This is a genomic window from Arcicella sp. GW458-12-2-14-TSB2 (assembly GCF_059423785.1).
Window position 1 is genome coordinate 1 of record NZ_JBWKYN010000087.1, and the last position, 24,178, is coordinate 24,178.

Below are 24,178 nucleotides of genomic sequence, written 5' to 3' on the forward strand. Positions count from 1 at the left end.
GAGAAAAAAAAGACCGGAATTAAACAATACAAACCTTACACTAAAGACATTATTAACTCATAGCCTGACGGCTATGGTGTTATCTCCAACAAGATGTGCGTAAGCAACACTCCAACTTAATCTTTTCATTATTACTTCATATTTGGCGAGTTGCTTACGCTCGTTTCGTTGGAGAAAACTCCAACGAAGGCGGGATGAATTTGAATCCGAAAGCCGACGACCACAGCTAAAACCCGAAAGCCCTCCCCTATATCTCCATCAACCTTTTCAAATTATCATGAAATGAAATACCTGTTTCTAATTTACTACGTTTTTGGTCTTGCATTACTACTAGGTATTTCCCGTTGAAATGCTTTTCTAGTTCTTTGATTCTGGTAGCATTTACGATACACGAACGACTGATTCTGATAAAACTGTCTGGTAGTTTTTCGGTTAGGTTTACAATGGTGTGATTGGTGATGTATTGTTTACCGTCAACGGTATTTAGAAACACATATTTTTCATCTGCTTGAAAATGGGATATTTCATGGAAGGCGATGATTAAAATCTTGTCGCCATTTTTTACGGAGATAGAATGTATTTCCTTTTTAGGCTTTATCAATTCTGAGATAGTCTGAAGACTCTCAGACGATAGTTTTACCGCTTTATTTTCAGTCAGTTTTTGTAATTTCTGAACCGTTCTATCAAGCCTTGATTTCTCAATGGGTTTCAGTAGATAATCAACCGAATTTTCTTCAAAGGCTTTAATAGCAAATTGGTCGAAGGCAGTTACAAAAACCACTATCGGCATATAGGTCAATTTTGCTAGCATCTCAAACCCTGAAAGGATGGGCATTTCGATGTCCAAGAAAATCAAATCTGGTTTTAACTCTTCAATGATTTCCAAGCCCTCTTGTCCGTTTAGGGCTTCGCCAATGATGTCAAAAGTATCGTTATAATCATTCAATAGTCGTCGCATGCGACTGATTGAAATGGGTTCGTCGTCTATGAGTATGGTTTTGAATTGCATAATTGTGAGTTAGTGATTTAGTGATTGTTTTTTACAGCCATAGTATTAGATAATAAGTATTTATAAAATTTTATGCATTTTAATTTAGAAGCTATCATCGTAAAACAATCACTAACTCACTAAATCACAACTCGCTAATTATTTATAATTATAATTACCGCCTTCTCTGGTTGATTTTTTATGTCAATGGTTGCTTTATCGCCGTAAACAATTTTTAGTTTTTCCTTAATACTTCTCAGTCCAAAACCTCCCCCGAACGATTCCCCAAAATCTGGACCATTGTCATGAATTTTTATCAGTATATTTCCTTCTTGCACGGTAATATTTACCTTTATCAAACCATCACTCGCTATTTTAGAGATACCGTGTTTAATCGCATTTTCTACCAAAGGTTGTAATAAAAATCTAGGGATTTTTTCATCCAAAATACTTTCATCACAATCAATCGTATAGGTTAGTCTATGCCCAAAACGTACTTCCTCAATGGTCAGGTAGGCTTTGATGATTTCCAATTCATCTGCAAACGTATGAAAACTTTCCTCGGTACGTCCCGTCGTGTACCTGAATAATTTTGATAATTGAATCGTCATTTCCTCCGCTTTATCGGGTTTGTCGTGGATTAATCCCGCTATACTGTTCAGTGAATTATACAAAAAATGTGGGTTGATTCTAGCCTCTAGGGCATCTAGCTGTGCCTTTGATTTTAGTTTTTCCAGATTCAACAATTGGTATTCTTGTTCAGAAATCTTGCGGGTAATACTGCGTGTTCTGAGCCAATAAAAAAGATATGACCAACTGATAATCACGGGCAAAACAAAGTAAAAATAAATAGCCGCTGGCATATCAAATTCCCAAAGACTGCCTGCTTCATTATGCGAACTAAGGGCTGAATGAAAGAGATTGCCAAACAGCAAAGCACAACCCATTAATGGCATAAATTTTACAAGGTCGATAGGTGGGATTCTACTTTCCACAAAATTTAGAAAAACGTAAATAGCCGCAATAGCGGCTAAGGAACTCATCAGGGTTAAATAAAAAATATCCTGATAAACATCCGAAAAATCAAAGGGTAGCTTGCTGGTGGCTACCGTGAAAAATATCACACAAGTAACGGCATAACCCACCAGCAAACAAAATACGACATTAAAATAAATATTATAATTTGGCTTCAAATGAACCGCATTTTCGTTATCTGAAAAAGGCTTTGATTCCGTATAAGGTTTAGCGGTATTGATAGGTCTCTCCTGAAATTGCTCAGGAGTTTTTTTTTCAGTGAATTTTGGTGGTGCTTCTGTTTTCAGATTATCCGCTTGTTTTGGTGGCGTATTCGGTTTGAATGTATCACTAGCAAAATCAGCATTATAAATGGTAATGTTTCCCGCTAAAGTCTTGATGGTTACGTTAGCTCCTCCCCCATTCAGTTTGCCCCGAATACTCTGTTTGGTTTGATAACCTGAAAAGTTTTGAAGCGGAGGTAATCGTACACGTGATGCCGATGCCTCCAAATCTAAGGATTGTTCTAGCGGTAACGCCACTTTTATATTTCCGCCTGCGGTATCAAACCAAGCGTATTGGCTAATACCATTTACTTCGGCACGGATATTCCCTCCCTTGGTACTTGCACCAATATTACCATTGACATTTTTTAAGTTGATGTTGCCCCCAGCGGTATTGCATTCAAAACCTCCTGATACGTTAAAAGCATCAATATTCCCTCCCCAGCTCGAGCAATGTATCGTTCCTTCGTTGTTTTGAACATAGATATTACCGCCTTTGGTGTCAATTTTTATATCAGCGTTGTTGCCTGCTAAAAAAATATTTCCACCCATCGTACTAGCCTCTACATTGCCTTGGCATTTTAGGACATCTACGTTACCACCCATCGTAGAGCCACCAATGTTGCCTAGTGTTTGTTCTATCAAAATATTGCCTCCCCAAGTAGAAAAGCCATGATTGCCTTCCAGTTTTTTAAGAACTATTTTTCCACCATAAGTTTTAGTGTTTGAATGGATGTTAGCAGGCAAAAACACTCTGAAAGAGGTTTTCTGGAAATTAAACCAGTTATAGATATTCAAATAGTTTGGTTTATTGTAAATAAAGAGCGTGTCATCTACTACGTTCATCGTAAGATCTTGGGCATCGTAATCAAACGTTAGCAGAGGGTCTTTGATGAGGAAAAACGTAAACAAACTACGCACGGTAGCATATACTTCTACCTTAATGGTATTTTCATCATGACCAATCAGTTCTATATCTCCAGAGAATGTTTTGAGCTGAAGATGCTTGATTGCTTCAACTTCGTATGTTTTCGTAATAATTGGTTTATAGTTCATTTTCTAAGCGATAAAAGCACCCTAATGGTTAATTATGATGCAAGTTTAAATTTAATGAATTGTTTCGAATAGATTTTAGCTATTGGCTGTCGGTCGTCAGAAATCGGCTATCAATAATCGTTTATTTTTCCTTTTTGTTAATGGTTAACCAATAATTCCAAAAGCTTTTGCTTAATTGCTGATTCAAAACAACTACTGAACCTTGATTTTTAGAAATACTTTCCGACAGATTGAAGTTTTGGTGGGATGAGAGAGTTTTTTTAAGGGATAAAAACTTACCTCATAACGGCGACTGCCCCAATCTGATTATGCGTCCCTTCGTTTCAGACAGGGAGAAAGTTTGTATTGAAAAGCTTATTCTAATAAAAGAGCATGACTTTGCACTACTACAGATTGGGATGAAATACAAGGTGGACTAGAACAACCGAATATTATTTTTTCACGGAATAATAATATTTTTTGAAGCTATAAGAGTATAAAAGTATTCTATCGTGCATCCTATATATAGAACCCATTTACTGAGTTTAAATAACACCAATGAATCTTATCAAAAAACAAAAAATAACTATTATAAAAACAATGAAAAAAATATTGCTATTAAGTGTATTAATCGCTCAGATAGGATACGCCCAAAGTCAAAATCCTTGGGAAAACCCAGCGGTAGTCGATAGTCATAAAGAACCTGCCCACACCGATTTTATGGTCTATGAAAATAAACCAACTGCCCTTGAAAACGACTATGCAAAATCGCCTTTCTACCAATCGTTAAACGGTACTTGGAAATTCAACTTTGCACCCTCTATCGAAAAAAGTCCTAAAAATTTCTTTGAAAAAAACTTGGACGATAGCCAATGGAATGATTTAAAAGTACCTTCAAACTGGGAAAGAAAAGGTTTTGGCACTCCTATTTATACCAACATTATTTATCCTTTTCCTAAAAACCCGCCTTTCATTGGTGGCGACAACCCTGTTGGAACTTATCGCAAAACATTCACTGTACCAACCAATTGGGATGGGCGTGAAATCTTGCTTCATTTTGGGTCAATCACGGGTTATGCCGTAGTTTATGTAAACGGCAAAGAAGTGGGAATGACGAAAGTATCTAAATCTCCTGCCGAATTTGATATTACTCCATTCCTACAAAAAGGTAATAATTTACTCGCTGTACAGGTGTATCGTTGGCACGATGGTAGTTACCTCGAAGACCAAGATTTTTGGCGTATATCTGGTATAGAACGTGATGTATTTGTGTATGCTTTACCTAAAACTAGCTTATGGGATTTTTTCTTGAAGGCTGATTTAGATAAAAATTATACCGACGGACTATTTAGTGCTGCTGTTTCGTTGCGTAAATTTGGCGAAAGTGACATTCAAGCGGGTACTATTCTTGCTGAAATTCAGGATAAAGCTGGAAAGACTATTTTCAGTAAACAGGTTGCTGTAAAACCAACAAGTTTAGAGGTTAAGCTGGATGGTAAAATCACAAATCCAGCAAAATGGAGTGCTGAGTTCCCCAATTTATATGACTGTATTTTAACCTTAAAGGATACAAAAGGAAATATTTTGGGAATAACCAGCACCAAAATTGGGTTTAGAAAAGTAGAAATCAAAAATGCTCAATTACTGATTAACGGTATTCCTACGTTGGTACACGGCGTAAACCGCCACGAGCATGACCCTGTAGAAGGACACGTTCCGAACCGTGAATTGATGCTGAAAGATATTCAATTGATGAAACTTTTTAATATCAATGCTGTACGTAATAGTCATTATCCGAATGATACTTACTGGTATAAATTATGCGATGAATACGGTTTGTATGTAGTTGACGAAGCCAATATCGAAACCCATGCGATGGGCGCTGAATGGCAAGGAAGATTTGACCAATCGAAACACCCTGCCTATTTACCCCTTTGGGCTGATGCCCATAAAGACCGTACGGTGCGTTTGTTTGAACGCGACAAAAACCACCCTTCGGTTATTATATGGTCTTTGGGAAATGAATGTGGCAACGGCCCTGTTTTCTATGAAACCTACAAATGGTTAAAAGAAAAAGACTCGACCCGTCCTGTACAATCAGAACAAGCTGGCGAAAATGCTAATACAGACATCGTTTGTCCGATGTACCCTGATATTGCATCAATGATTTCTTATGCCAAAGACCCAAGCAAAACAAGACCATACATCATGTGTGAATATTCGCACGCTATGGGGAATAGTAATGGTAACTTTCAGGAATATTGGGATATTATCGCTAGTTCAAAACACATGCAAGGTGGTTTTATCTGGGATTGGGTAGACCAAGGTATGCAAACGGCTACAACCGATGGAAGACCATTTTTTGCGTATGGTGGCGATTTAGGAGGATATTACTTACAAAACGATGAGAACTTCTGTTCAAATGGTGTGGTAGCTGCCGACCGTACTCCTCATCCGGGTTTATTCGAGGTGAAAAAAGTGTATCAATCTATTTTGTTCAAACAAAAAGACCTTGCTAAGGGTAATATCATCGTAGAAAACCTTTTTGATTTTACCAATTTAGACACCTATCAATTCAAGTGGATGATTGCTAAAAATGGTGTACCTCAGCAAGAAGGACCATTTGCGGTTTCGTTGTCACCAAAACAACAAAAAGAGATTCACTTAGACATTCCTGCCATCGACAATCAGGCAGAATATACGCTTTCGGTATTTGCTTATACCAAAGTAGCGAATCAGCTAGTTCCTGCTGGACACGAAATCGCTCGTGAACAATTTATCCTTAGTCAGCAATCATATTTTGAAATATTAGCTAAAAAGGACACTAAGGCTACTGTACAAGTTAGTCGTGAACAAAATAAAGTTCGTTTTACGGCAGGAGACATTACGGGTGAGTTTGATACCAAAAGAGGGCAATGGACAAAATATGGTTTAGGCTCGAATAAGTCTGTCATCCAACAATTCCCTGAACCGTATTTCTGGAGAGCAGCTACCGATAACGATTTTGGAAACGAAATGGGTACTAATTTAGGAATTTGGAGAAATGCCCATATCAACAGAGCCGTTAAGAATGTACAGGTAGGCGACCTACAAGCTGATGGAAGTGTACTAATCACGGTAAATTACGACCTTACTGGCATCAATGTTCCTTATACAACTACTTACCAAATTCAACCTGACGGAGCGATAAAAGTGACGGCAACAATGGATATGGGCGAACGTAATTTACCAGAACTCCCTCGTTTCGGAATGCGTATGCAATTGGATAAATCAACAGATGATATAAGTTATTATGGGCGTGGGCCTTTAGAAAACTATAGCGACCGCAAGACGGCGTCGTTCTTGGGCGTTTATCAAGAATTCAGTCCTAAAGCAATAGTAAGTAACTATATTCGTCCACAAGAACATGGTTATCATACTGATACGCGTTGGTTGAAGGTAGTTAATAACAAAGGACAAGGCCTATTAGTAGAAGCTCCTCAGGCTTTTTGTTTTAGTTTACTGCCATATAAAACAGAAGATTTGGATCCTGGAGAAACTAAAAAACAACAGCACCCTACCGACATTAAGATTCGTAATGAAAACACCTTACACATCGATTTAAATCAACGTGGTGTTGGTGGCGATAATAGTTGGGGAGAGCTTCCTCATAAGCAATATAGAATGTTGGATAAAAAATATTCTTACAGCTATGTTATTAAATTGATTGGTAACTAAAAGTATGTAAGGCTTTAGGATTTATTGACTTGAAGTTTTAGTAATAAAAAATCCCGAGAATGATTTATTCATTTTCGGGATTTTCTTTTGAAATCAATACTAATAAAAGGCTAATTGCTCACTGCTCAAAGCTTAGAGGCCTTCTCCGCCTTGGCGATATCTCTTAAACTCTTCAAATACAGCAATTCTACTTTTGTTCTTGCCCAAGGAGTTTTTCTTAGAAAAGATAAGCTTGATTTTACATTTGGGTCATAATTAAAACAACGAATATTGATTAATTCGCCTAACTTTTTCCAGCCGTAATAAGCCACTAGATGGTTCACAATATTTTCTAAGGTTAGTCCATGTAATGGATTATTTTTTTGCTTGGTTTCCATATTTTTATTTTTTGATCGACTATTGGCTATCGGTGGTCGCGGCTATCAGCTATCGGATGTCGGATTTCGGATTTCGGATTTCAGTTGTCGGATTTCAGCTTTCGGACATCGGATTTCGGCTATCGGTAGTCGGGTTTCAGTTGTCGGTAGTAGGGTTTCAGTTGTCGGATTTCAGTCGTTGTAAAAAACGAAAGCTAATAGCCGACGATAATCGACCACCGAAAGCCGATGTCCGATAGCCGATGTACGATAGCCGATGTACGAAAGCTGATAGCCGACCACCGATAGCCGATGTCCGATAGCTGAAAGCTGATAGCCGACCACCGAAACCCAAATTAATCCACAAATCTAATCATTAAACTGCTTTACCGCCTTATTTTTATCAATTGTCACTTCCAACGTGCTAACAGCGGATGTACCAAACCAACCCGCAGCTTGTTTTTTAGGCGTTGCACTGATATTGACTACATTACAAGGGATTCTGGCTGCTGGCGTCGAAAACAAACCAGTATTGTTCAGTTCAGTACGGAACTGTGTCCAGAAATCAAAATGAGCTTCAGTAATTGAATTAAGTTCTACTTTTAATTTATCGTTTTCAGCATACAATTCTGGCGAAATAGCCCTACGCAATGGCAAAATAAACATTAAGCCATCACCCACGCTACTTTTGTTTAAAAGAGCATCATAAGCAATCACGATATTATCCGCTCCGCTAAACATTTTCCCATTTTTATACACTTTCACACGGTAACAGTCGCCTACTCCTACAAAATCCTTGGCATAAAAATTAGCGTCGTAGCCTTGTTTAGGTTTATTGTCGCCCGTCTGGTTTACTCTGGGACTATCCTCGTATTTATATACGATAGAATCTATCTTTGGTACTCTTTTCAATTCCGATACTGCCTGATAGCTCTCGCCGTTCACATCTATCCTTAGTGTATAAGTCTTGCCGATAGCTCCCATGACTTCAGTAGAACTGCTAGGCGTCCAGATGTACTTACCTTCGTTTTTAGTGTCCTTAAATTCGTACACTTTACCCGTATTATCGGTTACTTTCACGATAGCATTCGTAACGGCATTGGGTGTGGTAGTGCTTAATAATGCCTGCGATTCCGTCAGTTTAATAAATTGTTCGCCCGCTACGTTGGTAATTGTACCTTCTACTACTAAATACTTTTCGGTTTCGGGAACATTTAGCTGAATTACGTCTTCGCAACTCATTAAAGAAACACTCAGGAATATGGAAAATATATATTTGATAATCGATTTCATAATTGATAATGTTAAAAATCCGCTATTAGAATTTAAAGTTGTACGTTACAGATGGAATAAACGAACCTATGATTGATAAACGAACGGCTTCGTTCTGTACTGTTCCCACTTGGGTAGTTCCGCCATCATCTTTTGGACGTGTATAAATTGAAAAGGGATTTCTACGATTGTATAAGTTATAAACCGAAAATACCCATTCTGATTCACCTTTACCAAACAATGCTTTCTTGTTCTTTTTAGTAGCCGAAATATCCAAGCGGTGGTATGCCGGCACTCTTACATTACCTCTTACGCCATTGGTCGTTATCCCAAACGTTAAGTCTTCATACACTCCTTGTCCTTTTCCTAACGAATACGGCACACCAGAGATAAATGAGAAGTTTGAGCCAAAACTCCAAGTTTTGTTGAATTCATATTGGGCTACCACGTTCAACGTATGTGTACGGTCATAACGGTTAGGATACCAATTATTATCGTTCAACCCTTGTACCAAGCGTTCTGTGCGCGCTAACGTATAGCTTACCCAACCTGTTAGTTTGCCTTTATTTTTCTTACCATAAAACTCTACCCCATAAGCACGCCCTTTACCAAACATCAAATCTTTTTCAAATGTAGGGTTCAAGAATAAGTTTGCACGGTCGGCATAGTCTATTTGGTTTTGTAGGTCTTTATAATATACCTCCACAGATGTTTCGTATTCGTTATTACCAAGGTTTTTAAAGAAACCCAAGGCAACTTGGTCTATCAACTGTGGTTTGATGTTGTTGGTACTAGACGTCCAAACATCCAATGGTGTAGAAGCAGCCGTATTAGAAAGCAAATGAATATACTGAGCCATGCGGTTGTAACTAGCTTTGATCGAACTGCTTTCGCTAGTTTCTAATTTCATGCTCAACCTTGGTTCAAAGTTTTGATAACTTTGTAATACTTTGTTTTTATCATTGGCTTTGGTCGTAAGGTCATAGCCCGAAGGAAATTCGTCTGAAACGCCCACATATACTCTTTCATAATATACATCTTCTTTACTGGTATAATCGTATCTAGAAAAACGAAGCCCATATTGTAACGATAGTTTCGACGATATTTTCATTTCATTTCCTACATAAGCCGCATACTCTACCGCATTTTTAGGGGCTGAGCCAAACGTACGTTTGTCCCCATTTGAGCTAGCCGTAGCCGACCCTGGCGTAAAGTCATAGTTTAATACCTGTCCACCAAAAGTAAGGGTATTGTCTGGCGTGATGTAATAGGTAAAGTCTGGCTTAAAGCTTAGGTTTTTGATATTAGACGTCCATCTGAAGGCATTATTGGGGCGTTTATTAGCCAAATCAGAATCAAGCAAATAATCATAATTACTATAGAAAGCCGTAGAGTTCAAGAATAATTTAGCACTGAACACATGGTTCCAACGAGCAGAAAGCGTGCTGTTTCCCCAGTTAAAACCAAATTGGTTACCAAAAACATCTCTACCAAAATATCCTGATAAGAAAACAGTATTGTTCTGATTGATATTATAGTTTACTTTGGCGGTTAAATCATAAAAATTGAATTTTGAATCGGCACTACTTCCCGTTAAAAATGGCTTTGCCAGTACATCAATGTATGAACGTCGTGCAGCTACAATGAATGAAGCTTTATCTTTTATGATAGGCGCTTCGATAGAAAGACGGCTAAAGATTGCTCCAATTCCTCCATTGATTTCTAAATGTTTGGCATTTCCTTCTTTCATTCTTACATCTAAAATAGATGCCCCACGTCCACCATATTGGGCAGGAATACCGCCTTTGATAAGTTTAACATCTTTTACTGCATCTGGATTGAAGATAGAGAAGAAGCCAAAAAGGTGTGAAGAATTGTATACCGGTGCATCATCTAATAAGATAAGGTTTTGGTCCACCCCACCCCCACGGACATTAAAACCACTAGCGCCTTCACCCACTGTAGAAACCCCCGGCAATAGTTGAATAGCTCGCACCAAATCGACCTCGCCTAACAAAGCAGGAATCTTTTTGATGGTTTTCATCTCTATTTTATTGACCGACATTTCTATGGCTTGGACGTTGTCGTCTTCGCGTTTAGCATTTACTACTACTTCCGCTAGCTCCTGTCCGTCCTCTTGTACTTCTACATTCAAGGTAACGTTTTTGTCAATTAGCTTAATGTCTTTTATTGATTTACGATAGCCCAATGAGCTAATGACAATTGAATAATCGCCTTTAGGGAGAGTCAAAGAATAAAAACCATAAGTATTTGTGGTAGTACCAGTCATTAATTCCTTCACAAAGATGGAAGCACCTATCAGGCCTTCGCCATTTTTGTTGTCTTTTATATAGCCACTCACTGTTAATTTATCAGATTGAGCAAAAAGTTGTATCGGTAAAATCAATAATACAAATAAGGATTTTCGAATAAGGTTTATCATAAATTGAGATTAGAAATGTTTAAATTTAAAAATGGGTTTTTGTTTCTCTTTTAAAAACTCAGGAATTTGATTTTAGTTATCATTTTTCAAAAAATATATGTCATAAATTTCCATCTTTTGTACTTCTCATATGCATATCACTACATACAATTGTTTGATTTTCTTCATTTTACCTCCAACAACCAAGCAATTCCGTCCATCATTCAGCCATTGGGATGAATATATTTTATTTATTATTTCTCTTGCAAAAATGGGTATAAAATCATCAAAAAAGCGCTTTTTTGATAGTTTTTATCATATCATCATGATTACTGCTCATTTGAATAATGCAAAATTAGCCTTGTTTATGATGAATGAAATATAAGTATGTGATGAATGGCAAGTTCAGTAATCTGACAGTCGGAAGCTATTAAACCCCTATACATAATGATAAATTAATAGAAACAATCAATTAATTTAACACATCGGAAACATATTGCCGAATAATAATTTTTATTTTAAATATTAATTGTATATTTGCAAAAATATCAGTAAAATAATTCTGAAATATGAATCTTGAACAATTAGGCAGTGTTATCCGTGAAAGAAGAAATACTCTTTCTCTTAGCCAAGAAAATTTAAGCGAGCAAAGTGATGTAGCGATTAAGACGATTCACTCTATCGAACTAGGGAAGGCTAACCCTTCAATAAAGACACTTAACAAAATCTTAGATAATCTAGGATTGGAAGTAATTGTAGTGAGCAAAAAGGAATAAATCGTCTTTATTTCGTAATGATAGCTCTTTACGAAACAATTCTCTCAATCAAAACATATAAAATCTTTCTAATTCTCAAATTGATTTAACATGGAACAAGCCATTAGTTACGAACGTATTCCGACCATTATTTACGCTGATTCAGATGCAGCGTCTCGGGCAATCGCTCATGAAATCGCTGGCATCATTCGTCAAAAAAGTATTGAAGGTAAACCCGCCGTATTAGGTTTGGCTACGGGTTCATCACCTAAAAAAGTTTACGCCGAGCTTATCAGAATGCACCGCGAAGAGGGTTTAAGTTTCCAAAATGTAGTTACATATAACCTCGACGAGTATTATCCGATGCAACCAGACGCTGTACAAAGTTATGTGCGTTTTATGCGTGAACAACTTTTTGATCATGTTGATATTCCATCAGGCAACTGGCATTTACCAGACGGTACGTTACCACTTGAAAAATTAGGAGAGTTTTGTAAAGATTACGAAGCACAAATTGAGCGTTATGGAGGCTTAGATTTCCAATTGCTTGGTATTGGTAGAAACGGTCACATTGGTTTCAACGAACCAGGTTCTTTGATTAATTCAAGAACACGTTTGATGACCCTCGATTTAACGACCCAAATAGATGCCGCTGGCGACTTTGGTGGTTTGGCGAAGGTATCTAAAAAGGCTATTACGATGGGTGTCCAAAAAATTATGGAAGCCAAACGTGTGGTATTATTAGCATGGGGCGAACACAAAGCCATCAACGTGGCACGTGCCGTTGAGGGTTCGGTAAGCTCTGATGTTCCTGCCTCTTATTTGCAATTACACGAAAATGCTTGTTTTGTGATTGATACTTCGGCGGCATCACAATTAACGAGACTAAGAACTCCGTGGATGGTGGATTCCGTGAATTGGGACAGACCAATGATTAAAAAGGCTGTTATCCACTTAGCATTAACGGTGAATAAACCTGTATTGAAGCTTACTAACGGAGATTATAACGAAAACGGTCTTTCAGATTTGTTGGCATTATATGGTCAAGCCTATGATATAAACATTGAGGTATTCAACTATTTACAGCACAGTATCACGGGTTGGCCGGGTGGTAAGCCTAACGCTGACGATTCTAACCGTCCTGAACGTGCATATCCTGCTCGTAAAAAAGTGATTATCTTTAGCCCACACCCAGACGACGACATTATTTCTATGGGGGGTACTTTCCAACGTTTACACGACCAAGGTCATGATGTACACGTGGCTTACCAAACTTCTGGAAACATTGCCGTTGCTGATGACGAAGCGTTGCGTTTTGCTGAATTTGTGGTTGACTTCAACGAAAGATTTGAGGCTAACAATGCTAAAGCAAACCGTATTTATCGTGAAGCCGCTAAGTTTTTGAAAGCTAAGAAGGATTCTGAAATCGATACGCCTGAGGTTCGTTATATCAAAGGGTTGATTCGTAGAGGGGAAGCCAAAAATACTTGCCGTTACGTAGGTATCAAAAAAGAAAATATCCATTTCTTGGATATGCCTTTTTATGAAACGGGAACGGTACAGAAAAACCCAATCGGACAGGCTGACGTAGATATTGTATTGAATTTGATTGAAGAGATTCAGCCACACCAAATTTATGCAGCAGGCGATTTAGCCGACCCACATGGAACGCACAAGGTTTGTTTAGATGCTATTATCGAAGCGGCACAAAAACTAAAACACCGCGAGTACATGAACAATTGCTGGATTTGGTTGTATAAAGGTGCATGGCAAGAATGGGATATCGACCAGATAGAAATGGCCGTACCGATGTCGCCAGACCAAGTATTGAAAAAACGTTATGGTATTTTCAAACACCAATCACAAAAAGATGGTGTACCTTTCCAAGGTTCAGACGACCGCGAGTTCTGGCAACGTGCAGAAGATAGAAACAGTAATACTGCCAAGTTATACAACAAATTAGGCTTAGCCGAATACGAAGCAATGGAAGCTTTTGTAAGATGGAAGTTCTAACGATTTTATTACACTAATCAACAGTAAAAGGTTGGCAAATTAATTTTTGTCAGCCTTTTTTTTGAGGGTAAGCTATTAGATTATTGGACTTTAGGACTTGAAGATATTAGACTTTAGGATTATTAGACTTAAGGACTAAAACCGTGGACTGTGGCACACGGTGCGGACTTGAAGAATATTAAAAAAATCTCTATAATCCGCGAATTAAATCAGCGAAAATCTGCGGGTAAAATTAAGCGCTTTAGACAGTTTATATCATAGTTGTCAACTAATTTGAAGTCATGCCATGAGTGACGACCAGAAGATGATTTAATTGAACAAATGACATAATTATGAAAATTTAGCACTAAATTCAAAGGACTAGTTTTAAAACCAAGATTTGCCATGCCCAAAGGAACGAGTAGCAATATATTTTATAATATCTTTCAGTTCTTGACAAACAAAAAGACGAAATTATCCGATAAACCTAAAGCTAAAATTCCTGAACGCTATCCAGAAAATTCGCAAGGAGACTTCTATGTCGAGAATGGAGTTTGTATTACTTGTGGAGCACCTGAAAACGAAGCACCTGACTTAATTGAGCACTCCAAACTTGAATGTGGACATTGCTATTTCAAAAAACAACCACAAACTGAAGATGAAATTCAACGTGCTATCAATGCAATAGCCGTTTCTTGTATTTCAGGACTTAGGTATGGTGGAACTGATGAAAAAATATTGAAAAAGCTTTACGATATGGGTGAAAGTGCACAATGTGACCATAAACTTAAAAGTAATTTATAAAACTATCATTTACAGCAAAGTATAACTTCTATTTAGTGCGTGAAATGTATATTATTTCTGTTTATTATAAATTTTTTCGACAAGTCCTGATAAGCAACCTCTACATGTTACCGTTTCAGCGTTTCTACTTTTTATTAGTTTGATTAATTTATAAATGTCTGACGGAATCACATCACCTTGTCGTTCTAACATTTCAAAGCCAGTAACCCCATACACTTGAGTTTCAACGCAAATACTTTTTACCATGTCGGCAAGCTCTGAGGTATTTTCTTCTTCAACCAGCTTTAATATTTTCTCCCCCATTGTAGTTATGGGTGCTCCATCACCACAATACATGGCAAATTCTTCTGACGTTGAAAGCTCAGAGACCAAATTGGCTAAAGTTTTTTTTGATTTATACAATTTATTTCGTTGATTCAAATAATTTAAAGATTGCTCTTTATTGATGCTAGAATAGTAGTAAGAAGATGGTGGGGCATTATCGAATGGGTCAGTACCATGTTTTAATGTCAATACGCAAATGGTGTCATTTTTCTTAAGAATGTTTATTTGATACCTATAAAAATTTAGGGCTATCTCTATTCTTTGGTGCATGTAGCCAACATCTAAATCTCTGTCAAAGCGAATATTGAAGTCACTTCTTGAAGGTATATGTTTTGATTTCAAAGAGTCTAATTTGTAAGTTAGGGTAGAAGATAAAGTTTGTGTTTGTAAAACACTTACAATTTTTAAAGCGTAGCTCTTTGCATCTTGTCCAAAAGATGGCGAGATATACAACATAAATAGTATTAATAAGTATCCAAGCTTTATTCTTGCTGAAAGCATTCGTAGTTTAGCCATTGGCTTATCATTTTAAATGTGAATTTATGATTAATTTAAGTAAATTGTGCAGGAGCTATGAATCAATAAGTTTCTTCTATAAAATATTCGACTAAATCCATTTTTGAAGCCTGTTGTTTTGTTTATAAGCCAGACTTAAAATTCGTTCATTAACCTATCAATATCTTTCTATGCGTTTATTTAATTTTCTTATTGCCTTAATCCTTGTTTGTTTAACACTTTGGAATTGTGGTCATAAACAGGCTGAAGCTACTGAGCAAGATACAACAATAGCGAATCAGCAAAATAGTACTAATGCGCTAGCTAAGATATTAGCAATGCCTGATACCAACGAGCATCAAGTAACAACCAAACATTTTATTTTTACTTTTGAACCATCAACAAAGGATTTTTTTGATAAAACAAACCAAGCAACTAACCTGATACCTGATAGTACTAAGCTAGAAAAGGTTGGACTAAAATGGTTTGGAAATCTTGCCGACGGAACAAAAAAAAATATTGCTACAAATGATACCACCGAAGGTTTTGATACTTATGTAGTATATAAATTCATAGGGGTTTTGGCAGGGCAATCACAGTGGGTTTTTCAGGTGAATTTCTACGAGTCGATTGAATACGTATTGATTGATATGCATACAGGAAAACACATGCCTTTGTATGGTTTTCCCGTTGTTTCCCCAGATAAGAAATGGATTATTTCATCAAATGCTGATTTAGTAGCAGGAGAGTCTGAAAATGCGTTTAATCTAATACAAATTACTCCTCAAGGGTTGATTGTTAAGGATAAAGTAGCATTAAAAACTAGAGGGATAAATCAGCTTAAATGGATAAACAATACTACTTTAGTAGTAGAAGAAACATTCCTTCAAAACGATGAGGAGTTAATTCGTTATGCTAAATTGTATATTCAGAAAAAATGAGCCTTGTACTGATGGCATGACTCCAAGTCATGCCATCAGTTGAAATATAAATCAACAACTGATATGGGAAAAACAAAAATACCAACAGTAGAAACCCAAATGATGATACGAAAGCCTGTATCGGTAGTGTTTCAAGCATTTATAGACCCTGCCATCACTACTAATTTTTGGTTTACAAAATCTAGTGGGAAATTGGAAGCTGGCAAAACGATTACTTGGGAGTGGGAAATGTACGGTGTTTCGGTAGCGGTTCTTGTAAAAGAAATAATACCTAATACAAAAATAGCTGTCGATTGGGGTGAACCTGCTACCAGTATTGATTACGAGTTTTTAGCGCTAAGCGACGAGACGACGTATGTTGTTATTAAAAATTATGGATTTAAACAGACTGGCGACGATTTAATTGAGGTTATTAAAGATAGTACGGGTGGTTTTACCACTGTTTTAGATAGCATGAAGGCCTATTTAGAGCATAATATTAAATTGAACTTGATAGGCGACAAATTTCCAAAAGAAGTTAGAGGACTTTAAGACTAGAGGACTTTAAGATGTAAGATTTTAGACATAAGACGCTAGAGTTTTTGACATAAGTTTTTAGCTACTAGACTTTTTACTTTAAGGCTTGAAGATTTTAGACATTAGACTTTAAACTTGAAAAAATGCTCCTCCACTTGTTTCGAAGAGCATTTCGAACAGCAATAAACTTCTTGTTGGAAATAAATTGGGAAAGTCAGCTATCTGAAAGCTGATAAACACTATCTATCATCCCTTCGGGATTTTGTCTTAGCACTTTTATTGCTTTCCTATAATCCTTTCACCCTTTTAGGGTTTATTCTCCCATTAATCGAATTGACACTTGAAAGCTGACAACCAATAACTAGAAAAATCCCGAAGGGATGACATGATTATAGCCATTAATGATAATCAATTACGTTAAACCCTGAAAGGGTGATATTGCTCACGAGTTCTAACATCTTTCTATTAGCTGGTGACTTAAGTCCTATCAATTACCCACATCTTTTAAAAAGTTAAAATGAAGAGGTGATTATTGATAAAATTGGTTTGAATAGGTTTAAATCGTCCTTCAAACCGAGCTTTGGTCTTCTCTTGTCATAGCCTGACTACGTGAATTTCTTATCACTAGCGATGGACTTAAGTCCATCGCTAGTGATAAGAATATGATTATCAAGTACTTATGGATATATGGGTAATCATTAGGACTTAAGTCACCAGCTAATAGAAAGATGCTTTTACGGATGGGGGTTCGAAGATTAATACATCTAAAGCAAATACCTGATTACCGAAACCCGAAGTCCGATAGCCTTAAACCTTAAATCACCTTCGCATCAAAAGTGCCCGTCAGGATTTTACCATTTCTTTTTACTTGCAACCAAATTCTATAGTTCCCTGCCTGTGGGAAAACATAAGGAAAGTTTACCGTATTATGATGTTCGCTTTTGTTGACAGTATGTAACATATTTGGCATCAAAAAATTATCTCTTTCAGCTTCTGACATCACACTCAATTTCGTCATGATTTTATCTACGCTATCTTTAAAAGCTGGTGCTGGCAAGAAAATAGGTTTGCTAGATGTTTCATTCAATCTTTTTTGCATCACAACTACCGACGTTGAAGAAACTGTTCCCGTAGGGTGCAAATGAATATATACCGAACCATCATCTTTGACGACAGCCGCATGCCCCATCATGCCTAAATAAGGTTCAAGCTGTGCTTTTGTTCCGTCTGGACTTACAATACTAAATTTTAAATCATAGAACTGCCCCGTCATCAAAGGCTTTTTAGGGTCGGCTTCCCACACAATACTTGAGCCATCCTGCAATTTAGTTTTTACACCAGGCGTACCGCAGATGGTTATCTGATCACTTTTGATAGTAGCTTCTTTAGTATTCAACGGATTCGTGATGGCGTAGGCATCATAAGGGTCTTTTAAAGGACTTACAGCCTTACCATTTATAATTTGTTTCGTGATTTCAACCGTATCTGCAATGGTATATTGCGACCCTTGCAGGCGCATTACATCTGCATACAACAAATACTTCCCCGCAGGCAAGTCGGGCATTTGGGCTTCGAAGTTTAACGTGTCTTTTCTAGTAGGATGCAAATGGGCAAATACATCCATCGTTCCTTTTCTAATTAAAAACAAGTGCATCAGTTTGCCGTGGTCAGGAATAGCATAGCTTAGCCAACGTCTTTTTACAGAATTGCTATCAATCTGTAATTTCAATACCGATACGCCGTTTTCTTCTATTACTTTGGTGTTGGCTGTATAAGGTTGGTACAACTCTCTTTTATAGTCGTCCGTCAGTCCGTTCCACCAATTATTGCCCACAAAAAGTAAAACACCACAAAAACTTGCTCCAATTACTGAACCTCTGACTCTTTTTTTAATCGTAGCGTCATTACTACTTTCGCCTACAGCCTGTAAGCTGTCGCTCGTACTGGCTCCGATGATGGTTGTTAGCAGACCCACCAACAGCAAACCCAATCCTGCCAACATCCAACCCAGCGACGGTGCCATCTCTCGTTTGGCAGTAGCAATGGCTACAATGGGGACAATCATGGTACCTTTACCACGGTTGCCCGTAATCTCTACTTGCACACTGGCGGCACCTGAGTTCATCAGCCAAATCTGACCTTCGTAGCGTCCTGCCTGATTGGCTACGGGAAAAGCCTCGTCTGAACGAGGAGACCCTTCGTCGCCAAACCAGTAATAAATAGGCTTAATATGTACTTTCTCAATATCATTACCATCCGTAATGACCGTTACTTTAGCCGTTCCCGGAATTACCTCTGGCGGTTGTACATATACCTGCAACGCATATTTACCCGCATTGCCTTCAAAAACAACACCCGAGCTACCGATATGGGCATGACTTCTGTAAGTAATACACAGAGAAAGCAGTAGGAATAAACTGTTTAAAATATTTTTTTTCATAGTGATTTTTTTAAGGCAGGTAAAGTATTAAAGTATGTTTTTTTACATAAACCCCGTAGCGGTATTTTTTCTATTTGAATTGCTACTTAACAAGCTGAAAGCTCATTGCTCACAACTTAAAGCTAAAATCACCGCTGCACTTTCTGCATCCATTTACCCCACATTAAACCTACTTTGGCAGATAAAACACCAAGTACCAAAGCCACTCCTCCGCCAGTAGCCCATGCAGATACGCCCGTAGTAACATCCCAAGGAGCAAATTTATAACGATATTGCCAGTCGGCATCACTGCTATACGACCATGCATCTGATTGGAAAAACCAGTTGCGGGCATAAGGAGATTCTAATAAGAAATTACCTGCTGGATATTGGATAATCAAGAAAGTGGCGAGGAAACCAAAGCCCATCAAGACGGCTAATACCCAATCGTCTTGGGTTGCGAATTTCACTTTTAGTATATCAATAACCAATGCAGGAAAAACCAATAATAAAGGGAATGCCGTCGTTTGATAATTAGTAACAGGATTGGCAATTGGTCCTAATAAAGGCTCGGCTGGAAAGATTCTGAGGGTAGCATTGATGGCGATATAATAAACCATATAAATCAAGGCTGAATAAGTAGCACCCCATTTGCTATCAGAAGCACGAGAAAAAGCAATAATCAACATCGGGAACAATGCCGAACCTATTTGATAAAACAAGGCACCGTGCATATTCCATCTGCCCAAAAATTCAAACATAAACGTATAGGCCGTAGCTAATACCATGCCTGCGGTAAAAATAAAAATCCAACGTAAACGAGTTATTCTCGCTTTGTTTTGTTCGGTACTTAAACTCGCTATTTTCTCTTTTCTGTTCAAAATCGCTAGCACCATAATCATGGCACCGATTTGAATGGCAATCAAACCTAATAATAAAACAGTATGTGGAGGTGAGAAAATCTGAACATCTAGCCCATAAGTATTATGCCACCAGTCATCAAAAGGTGCAGACGTACCCGCTGCAAAGCCTCCCCAGATGCAGAGCATTCCGCCCAAAGAGCTATAAAAAATACCCCAGAAATTAACCATTTTGCCTTTTTCAGCAGCATTGCCCCAGAACGAAGTCTTGAGTACCTGAAAACCAGAGATAATTCCTGCGAAGGCAGCACCGATGTAAATCAGATTGTGTGGAGCAGAGAACAGTCCGTCTCTTCCTATCGTCATGTGCCATGCAATATCCCATAGGATACCACTGATAACCAAGCACGAACAAATAGCAACTACATAGACATATAAAGGAATACCCAAAAGTAGGCTAGCAAAACTTGTTTTACTTTGCTGGGTGTGCACAGCAGGATTAAAAACGCTTGTTGATTCCATATTGTTAAATAAATTTTGAAGAGATTTTACTGAAAATAGGTAACTAAATTAATGAATAAAACCAAGATAATCAGGGAGTCTGACAAATTGTTTAATATCCTAGATGCCAAAAACTATAAAAGGGTTGCAAGAACTTATTCACAAGCAATTGTATTACTCCAGAAGTCTTGATAGTTTTGTATAGGGAACCTCACCCCCGACCCCTCTCCTTCAGAGAGGGGAGAATATCTGTAACTGAATATAAAATATTCTAAAGATATTTTATATTCAGTTACAGGAACAAACTAGATTACTTAGAGTTGTAAACAACTCTAAGTAAAAATCTCCCCTCTCTGAAGGAGAGGGGCCGGGGGTGAGGTTTTGTATATTAATTTAAAAAACAAAATATGGCAACTTGGTATTTAGGTAAAATACGTTACCAACGTGAAGACGAAGCGGGTTCTTTAAAAACAATCAATGAGGCATACTTGGTAGATGCCGTTTCATATACCGAAGCAGAAGCTAGGATGTTTGAAGTAGTGGCAAGTAATACACCTGATTTTCAGTTGATTAATTTGGCTAAAATGAAGTTGAGCGAAGTTTTCTTTGAAGAAAATGGCTCAGAAATCTGGTATAAAGCCAAAGTACAATACATCACTTTCGACGAAAAAACACAAAAAGAAAAGAAAGTACCTCACATGATGTTAATCAATGCCGAAAACCCAAAAGAGGTATACGAGGCTTTGGTGAAAAACTTAGGAAATTTAAACGATTATCTGATTACAGATATTAACATTACTACTATTTTAGAGGTGTGTCCGTATGTTCCTGAAAATGAATTATTGAAAAAAGGTAATTTCAGACCCGTAGCCGAAGTATTGGCAGAACAGGAAAGCCAATTGGCAGATCAAGCGAATCAATCATAAATGAAAGCTTAATGAATAACGAAGAAATTGTCGCCTTACTTGAACTGACGGTAAAGCTGCTTGAATTACACGACGAAAACGAATTCAAAATCAAAAATCTAGGTTTTGCGGTGCGTGCTTTGGATAAAACTACCGAAGATTTACTCAATATGTCGGTAGCTCAATTATCAACCTTGCCAAGTGTTGGGAAAAGTATTGCGACAAAAATTGAGGAAATCGCCCGAACGGGTACTAGCCAAGAGCTTTCTGAATTGTTGGCTCGCACCCCCGAAGGTGTCTTGGAGATGCTCGCTATCAAAGGCATTGGTCCAAAAAAAGTACGGGCGATTTGGAAAGAACTCAATATTACTGATACCCGCGAATTGCTGATAGCTTGTGAAAACGGACACGTAGCAAAATTGAAGGGTTTCGGTGATAAAATCCAGAATACCATCAAAGAGTCTATCTTGTACGCACAGTCGAATACGGGGAAACTTCGGATGGAGAAAGGAGAAGAATTGGCTCAAGTGTTGTTCGACGAACTAGAAGCACATTTCGAACTGGTGTCAATCGTTGGTGATGTCAGACGTAAAAACGAAATCGTAGAAAGCATTCAGCTAGTAGTGGGGTACGAAAAACCTTGGGAGGTTCAAAAGTTTATCAATACCTTACCGACGTTACAACAAGACGAAAAATCGTCGTCACCATTTGCTTGGCGTGGACATTTTGAAGGCAAGGGCATTGATATTGAAATATTGATTTGTTCGCCAGTACAGTTTGTTAACCAAGTGTTTATTTATTCGGCTTCCCCTAAACATTTGGCGACTCAGCATTTATTAAAGACGGTACAAAAAGAAACCTTTGAGTCGGAAGAAGCTATTTATGCTAGTGTGAATATACCTTATATCATTCCCGAAATGCGTGAGGGCAATTTCGAGTTTGATTGGGTTCAAAAACATCAGAATGAAGAATTGATTACGTGGGATGCCCTAAAGGGTATTTTACACAATCATTCAACCTATTCAGACGGCAGACATACCCTAAAAGAAATGGCAGATTATTGTCGCGAATTGGGGTTTGAATACTTAGGCATAGCCGACCACTCTAAAACGGCATCTTATGCCAAAGGACTTTCGGAAGAAAGAATTTTTGAGCAACATGCCGAAATAGACCGCCTGAATCAGCAATATGCTTTGATGACCGACCGCCCTTTTAAAATCTTGAAAGGGATTGAGTCTGATATTTTGGGCGATGGTGCTTTAGACTATCCCGATGATGTCTTACAAAGCTTTGATTATATCGTGGCTTCTATCCATCAAAACCTAAAAATGACGGAAGAAAAAGCGATGTCGAGGCTAATAGCGGCTATCGAAAATCCTTACACTACCATCTTGGGACACCCGACGGGCAGACTGTTGTTATCAAGAGCGGGGTATCCTGTAGATTATCAGAAGATGATAGATGCCTGTGCTGCCAACAATGTAGTGATAGAAATCAATGCTAGTCCTTATCGTTTAGATTTAGATTGGCGATGGATACAGTATGCTTTAGAAAAGGGTGTAAAACTATCCATCAATCCAGATGCCCATGAAAAAGAAGGTTATTTTGATATGCACTATGGCGTAGCCGTAGCCCGCAAAGGGGGACTAACTACTGATATGACGTTTAATGCCCTAACCCTACAAGAAATTGAGGCTTATTTGAAGAAGTAGGGAGATTAATTCCTATCGGGTAGATTAAGTTCATCCGATAGGAATTGACATCAATTTGACTCTATAATATATCTTTTTAATTTATCTTCAACACTGTAACCATAAGCTTTTAATTCAGCAGAAGTTAATTTAAAGTATTCATCCCAAAAATAAGCTATATTATCAATCTGATTTGAGTTTCTACCTGTTACTCCAATTGCGAATACTTTACAGTCCTTTAAATCAGGAATTTGGTTGCTTTTTTTTAGTCTTTCTAAATATTTTACTGATTTATTGTAAGTAAATCCAGCTTTTAAATTAAAGCTACATTCTTGAGAATTTTGAACCATATCACTCAGAAGGACAATAATATTCTCGCTTTTCAATCTAGTACGTCCCAAAACAAAATCTTCTATATTTCTCAACTTACCTCCATTAGGATTAAATTCTATCAGATTAGTAGTTTGTTGAATTGCTCCTAAAATGTCTGTATGTTCTGTAAAAACTTTCCTTTTAATTTTTCCAATTTTTAATATTTCAGTGATTTTTGGAGATGTTTTTTCGACATATTGTGAGAATCTTAATCTTAGACTATCATTTGCATGACTAAAACCATCTGTATGTTGAGTAAATTTTTGATTAACTAAGTCCTCATGAATTAACTTCAATGGTTTTATTTTTGAACCTTCATCAATGGGAACGACTGTCAAGCAATCATATTGATTCAAGTTTGAAAATATAATCTCATTTACAATCCTGATATAATTATTAAGCGTTTCTTCATTGTTGCTTGAAGAATAGTCAACTAGAACAATAAAAACACGCCGTTTTTTTTCAACTAATTGATCACAGGAAGTATTAAATATCATTAAGATTAAGCATAATAT

General features: G+C 37.5%; 18 protein-coding genes. 9 read left to right on the forward strand and 9 right to left on the reverse strand.

Going from position 1 to position 24,178, the window contains the following annotated elements:
- The first annotated feature begins 95 nt into the window (after positions 1–95).
- Positions 96–230, forward strand: a complete 135-nt coding sequence (locus AC07XN_RS13565) for a hypothetical protein (RefSeq protein WP_494743470.1) — start codon at positions 96–98, stop codon at positions 228–230.
- Between the two features lie 17 nt (positions 231–247).
- On the opposite strand, the gene AC07XN_RS13570 is transcribed toward AC07XN_RS13565, so the two are convergent.
- A complete protein-coding gene (locus tag AC07XN_RS13570) occupies positions 248–1,009 on the reverse strand; it encodes a LytR/AlgR family response regulator transcription factor (protein WP_494743471.1) in 762 nt (253 codons plus the stop codon).
- A gap of 134 nt (positions 1,010–1,143) precedes the next feature.
- Entirely contained in the window at positions 1,144–3,342 is a 2,199-nt protein-coding gene (locus AC07XN_RS13575) for a histidine kinase (protein WP_494743472.1), read from the reverse strand.
- Between the two features lie 579 nt (positions 3,343–3,921).
- Here AC07XN_RS13575 and lacZ point away from each other — a divergent pair.
- Positions 3,922–7,038, forward strand: coding sequence for a beta-galactosidase, LacZ type (lacZ, locus tag AC07XN_RS13580; protein WP_494743473.1), 3,117 nt, complete (start codon positions 3,922–3,924; stop codon positions 7,036–7,038).
- A 125-nt stretch (positions 7,039–7,163) separates the two neighbouring features.
- Here lacZ and AC07XN_RS13585 read toward each other — a convergent pair whose 3' ends face one another.
- The 3 genes from AC07XN_RS13585 to AC07XN_RS13595 all read right to left on the reverse strand — a co-directional run bounded on the left by AC07XN_RS13585 (position 7,164) and on the right by AC07XN_RS13595 (position 11,109).
- Positions 7,164–7,415 carry a VF530 family protein gene (locus AC07XN_RS13585; RefSeq protein WP_494743474.1) on the reverse strand — a complete coding sequence of 84 codons (252 nt, stop codon included), beginning with the start codon at positions 7,413–7,415 and terminating at the stop codon, positions 7,164–7,166.
- Between the two features lie 348 nt (positions 7,416–7,763).
- Positions 7,764–8,687 (reverse strand): DUF4249 domain-containing protein, encoded by a 924-nt coding sequence (locus AC07XN_RS13590; RefSeq protein ID WP_309923455.1) that lies wholly within the window; start codon positions 8,685–8,687, stop codon positions 7,764–7,766.
- A 25-nt stretch (positions 8,688–8,712) separates the two neighbouring features.
- Positions 8,713–11,109 (reverse strand): TonB-dependent receptor, encoded by a 2,397-nt coding sequence (locus tag AC07XN_RS13595; RefSeq protein ID WP_494743475.1) that lies wholly within the window; start codon positions 11,107–11,109, stop codon positions 8,713–8,715.
- A 548-nt stretch (positions 11,110–11,657) separates the two neighbouring features.
- On the opposite strand from AC07XN_RS13595, the gene AC07XN_RS13600 reads away from it, so the two are divergent.
- The 3 genes from AC07XN_RS13600 to AC07XN_RS13610 all read left to right on the forward strand — a co-directional run bounded on the left by AC07XN_RS13600 (position 11,658) and on the right by AC07XN_RS13610 (position 14,639).
- Positions 11,658–11,864 carry a helix-turn-helix transcriptional regulator gene (locus tag AC07XN_RS13600; RefSeq protein WP_309923451.1) on the forward strand — a complete coding sequence of 69 codons (207 nt, stop codon included), beginning with the start codon at positions 11,658–11,660 and terminating at the stop codon, positions 11,862–11,864.
- 90 nt (positions 11,865–11,954) lie between these two features.
- On the forward strand, positions 11,955–13,856 hold the full coding sequence (nagB, locus tag AC07XN_RS13605) for a glucosamine-6-phosphate deaminase (protein WP_309923449.1): 1,902 nt from the start codon (positions 11,955–11,957) through the stop codon (positions 13,854–13,856).
- A gap of 384 nt (positions 13,857–14,240) precedes the next feature.
- The gene (locus AC07XN_RS13610; RefSeq protein WP_309923447.1) at positions 14,241–14,639 is read left to right on the forward strand and encodes a ferredoxin; all 399 of its coding nucleotides are present in this window, start codon (positions 14,241–14,243) and stop codon (positions 14,637–14,639) included.
- Positions 14,640–14,690: 51 nt separating this feature from the next.
- Here the strand turns inward: AC07XN_RS13610 and AC07XN_RS13615 are convergent, their stop codons facing one another.
- Entirely contained in the window at positions 14,691–15,479 is a 789-nt protein-coding gene (locus AC07XN_RS13615) for a hypothetical protein (RefSeq protein WP_494743476.1), read from the reverse strand.
- A 170-nt stretch (positions 15,480–15,649) separates the two neighbouring features.
- On the opposite strand from AC07XN_RS13615, the gene AC07XN_RS13620 reads away from it, so the two are divergent.
- Both AC07XN_RS13620 and AC07XN_RS13625 read left to right on the forward strand, forming a co-directional pair.
- The gene (locus tag AC07XN_RS13620) at positions 15,650–16,399 is read left to right on the forward strand and encodes a hypothetical protein (RefSeq protein ID WP_494743477.1); all 750 of its coding nucleotides are present in this window, start codon (positions 15,650–15,652) and stop codon (positions 16,397–16,399) included.
- 63 nt (positions 16,400–16,462) lie between these two features.
- Positions 16,463–16,930, forward strand: a complete 468-nt coding sequence (locus tag AC07XN_RS13625; protein WP_309923441.1) for an SRPBCC family protein — start codon at positions 16,463–16,465, stop codon at positions 16,928–16,930.
- 799 nt (positions 16,931–17,729) lie between these two features.
- On the opposite strand, the gene AC07XN_RS13630 is transcribed toward AC07XN_RS13625, so the two are convergent.
- Positions 17,730–19,355, reverse strand: coding sequence for a DUF8832 domain-containing protein (locus tag AC07XN_RS13630; protein ID WP_494743478.1), 1,626 nt, complete (start codon positions 19,353–19,355; stop codon positions 17,730–17,732).
- A gap of 128 nt (positions 19,356–19,483) precedes the next feature.
- Positions 19,484–20,716, reverse strand: coding sequence for a hypothetical protein (locus AC07XN_RS13635; RefSeq protein WP_494743479.1), 1,233 nt, complete (start codon positions 20,714–20,716; stop codon positions 19,484–19,486).
- Between the two features lie 386 nt (positions 20,717–21,102).
- On the opposite strand from AC07XN_RS13635, the gene AC07XN_RS13640 reads away from it, so the two are divergent.
- Both AC07XN_RS13640 and AC07XN_RS13645 read left to right on the forward strand, forming a co-directional pair.
- Positions 21,103–21,621 (forward strand): DUF4494 domain-containing protein, encoded by a 519-nt coding sequence (locus tag AC07XN_RS13640; protein ID WP_309923434.1) that lies wholly within the window; start codon positions 21,103–21,105, stop codon positions 21,619–21,621.
- Positions 21,622–21,632: 11 nt separating this feature from the next.
- Positions 21,633–23,312 carry a PHP domain-containing protein gene (locus AC07XN_RS13645; RefSeq protein ID WP_494743480.1) on the forward strand — a complete coding sequence of 560 codons (1,680 nt, stop codon included), beginning with the start codon at positions 21,633–21,635 and terminating at the stop codon, positions 23,310–23,312.
- Positions 23,313–23,362: 50 nt separating this feature from the next.
- Here the strand turns inward: AC07XN_RS13645 and AC07XN_RS13650 are convergent.
- Positions 23,363–24,178: hypothetical protein (locus tag AC07XN_RS13650; RefSeq protein ID WP_494743481.1), on the reverse strand; the 816-nt coding region annotated here is incomplete at its 5' end.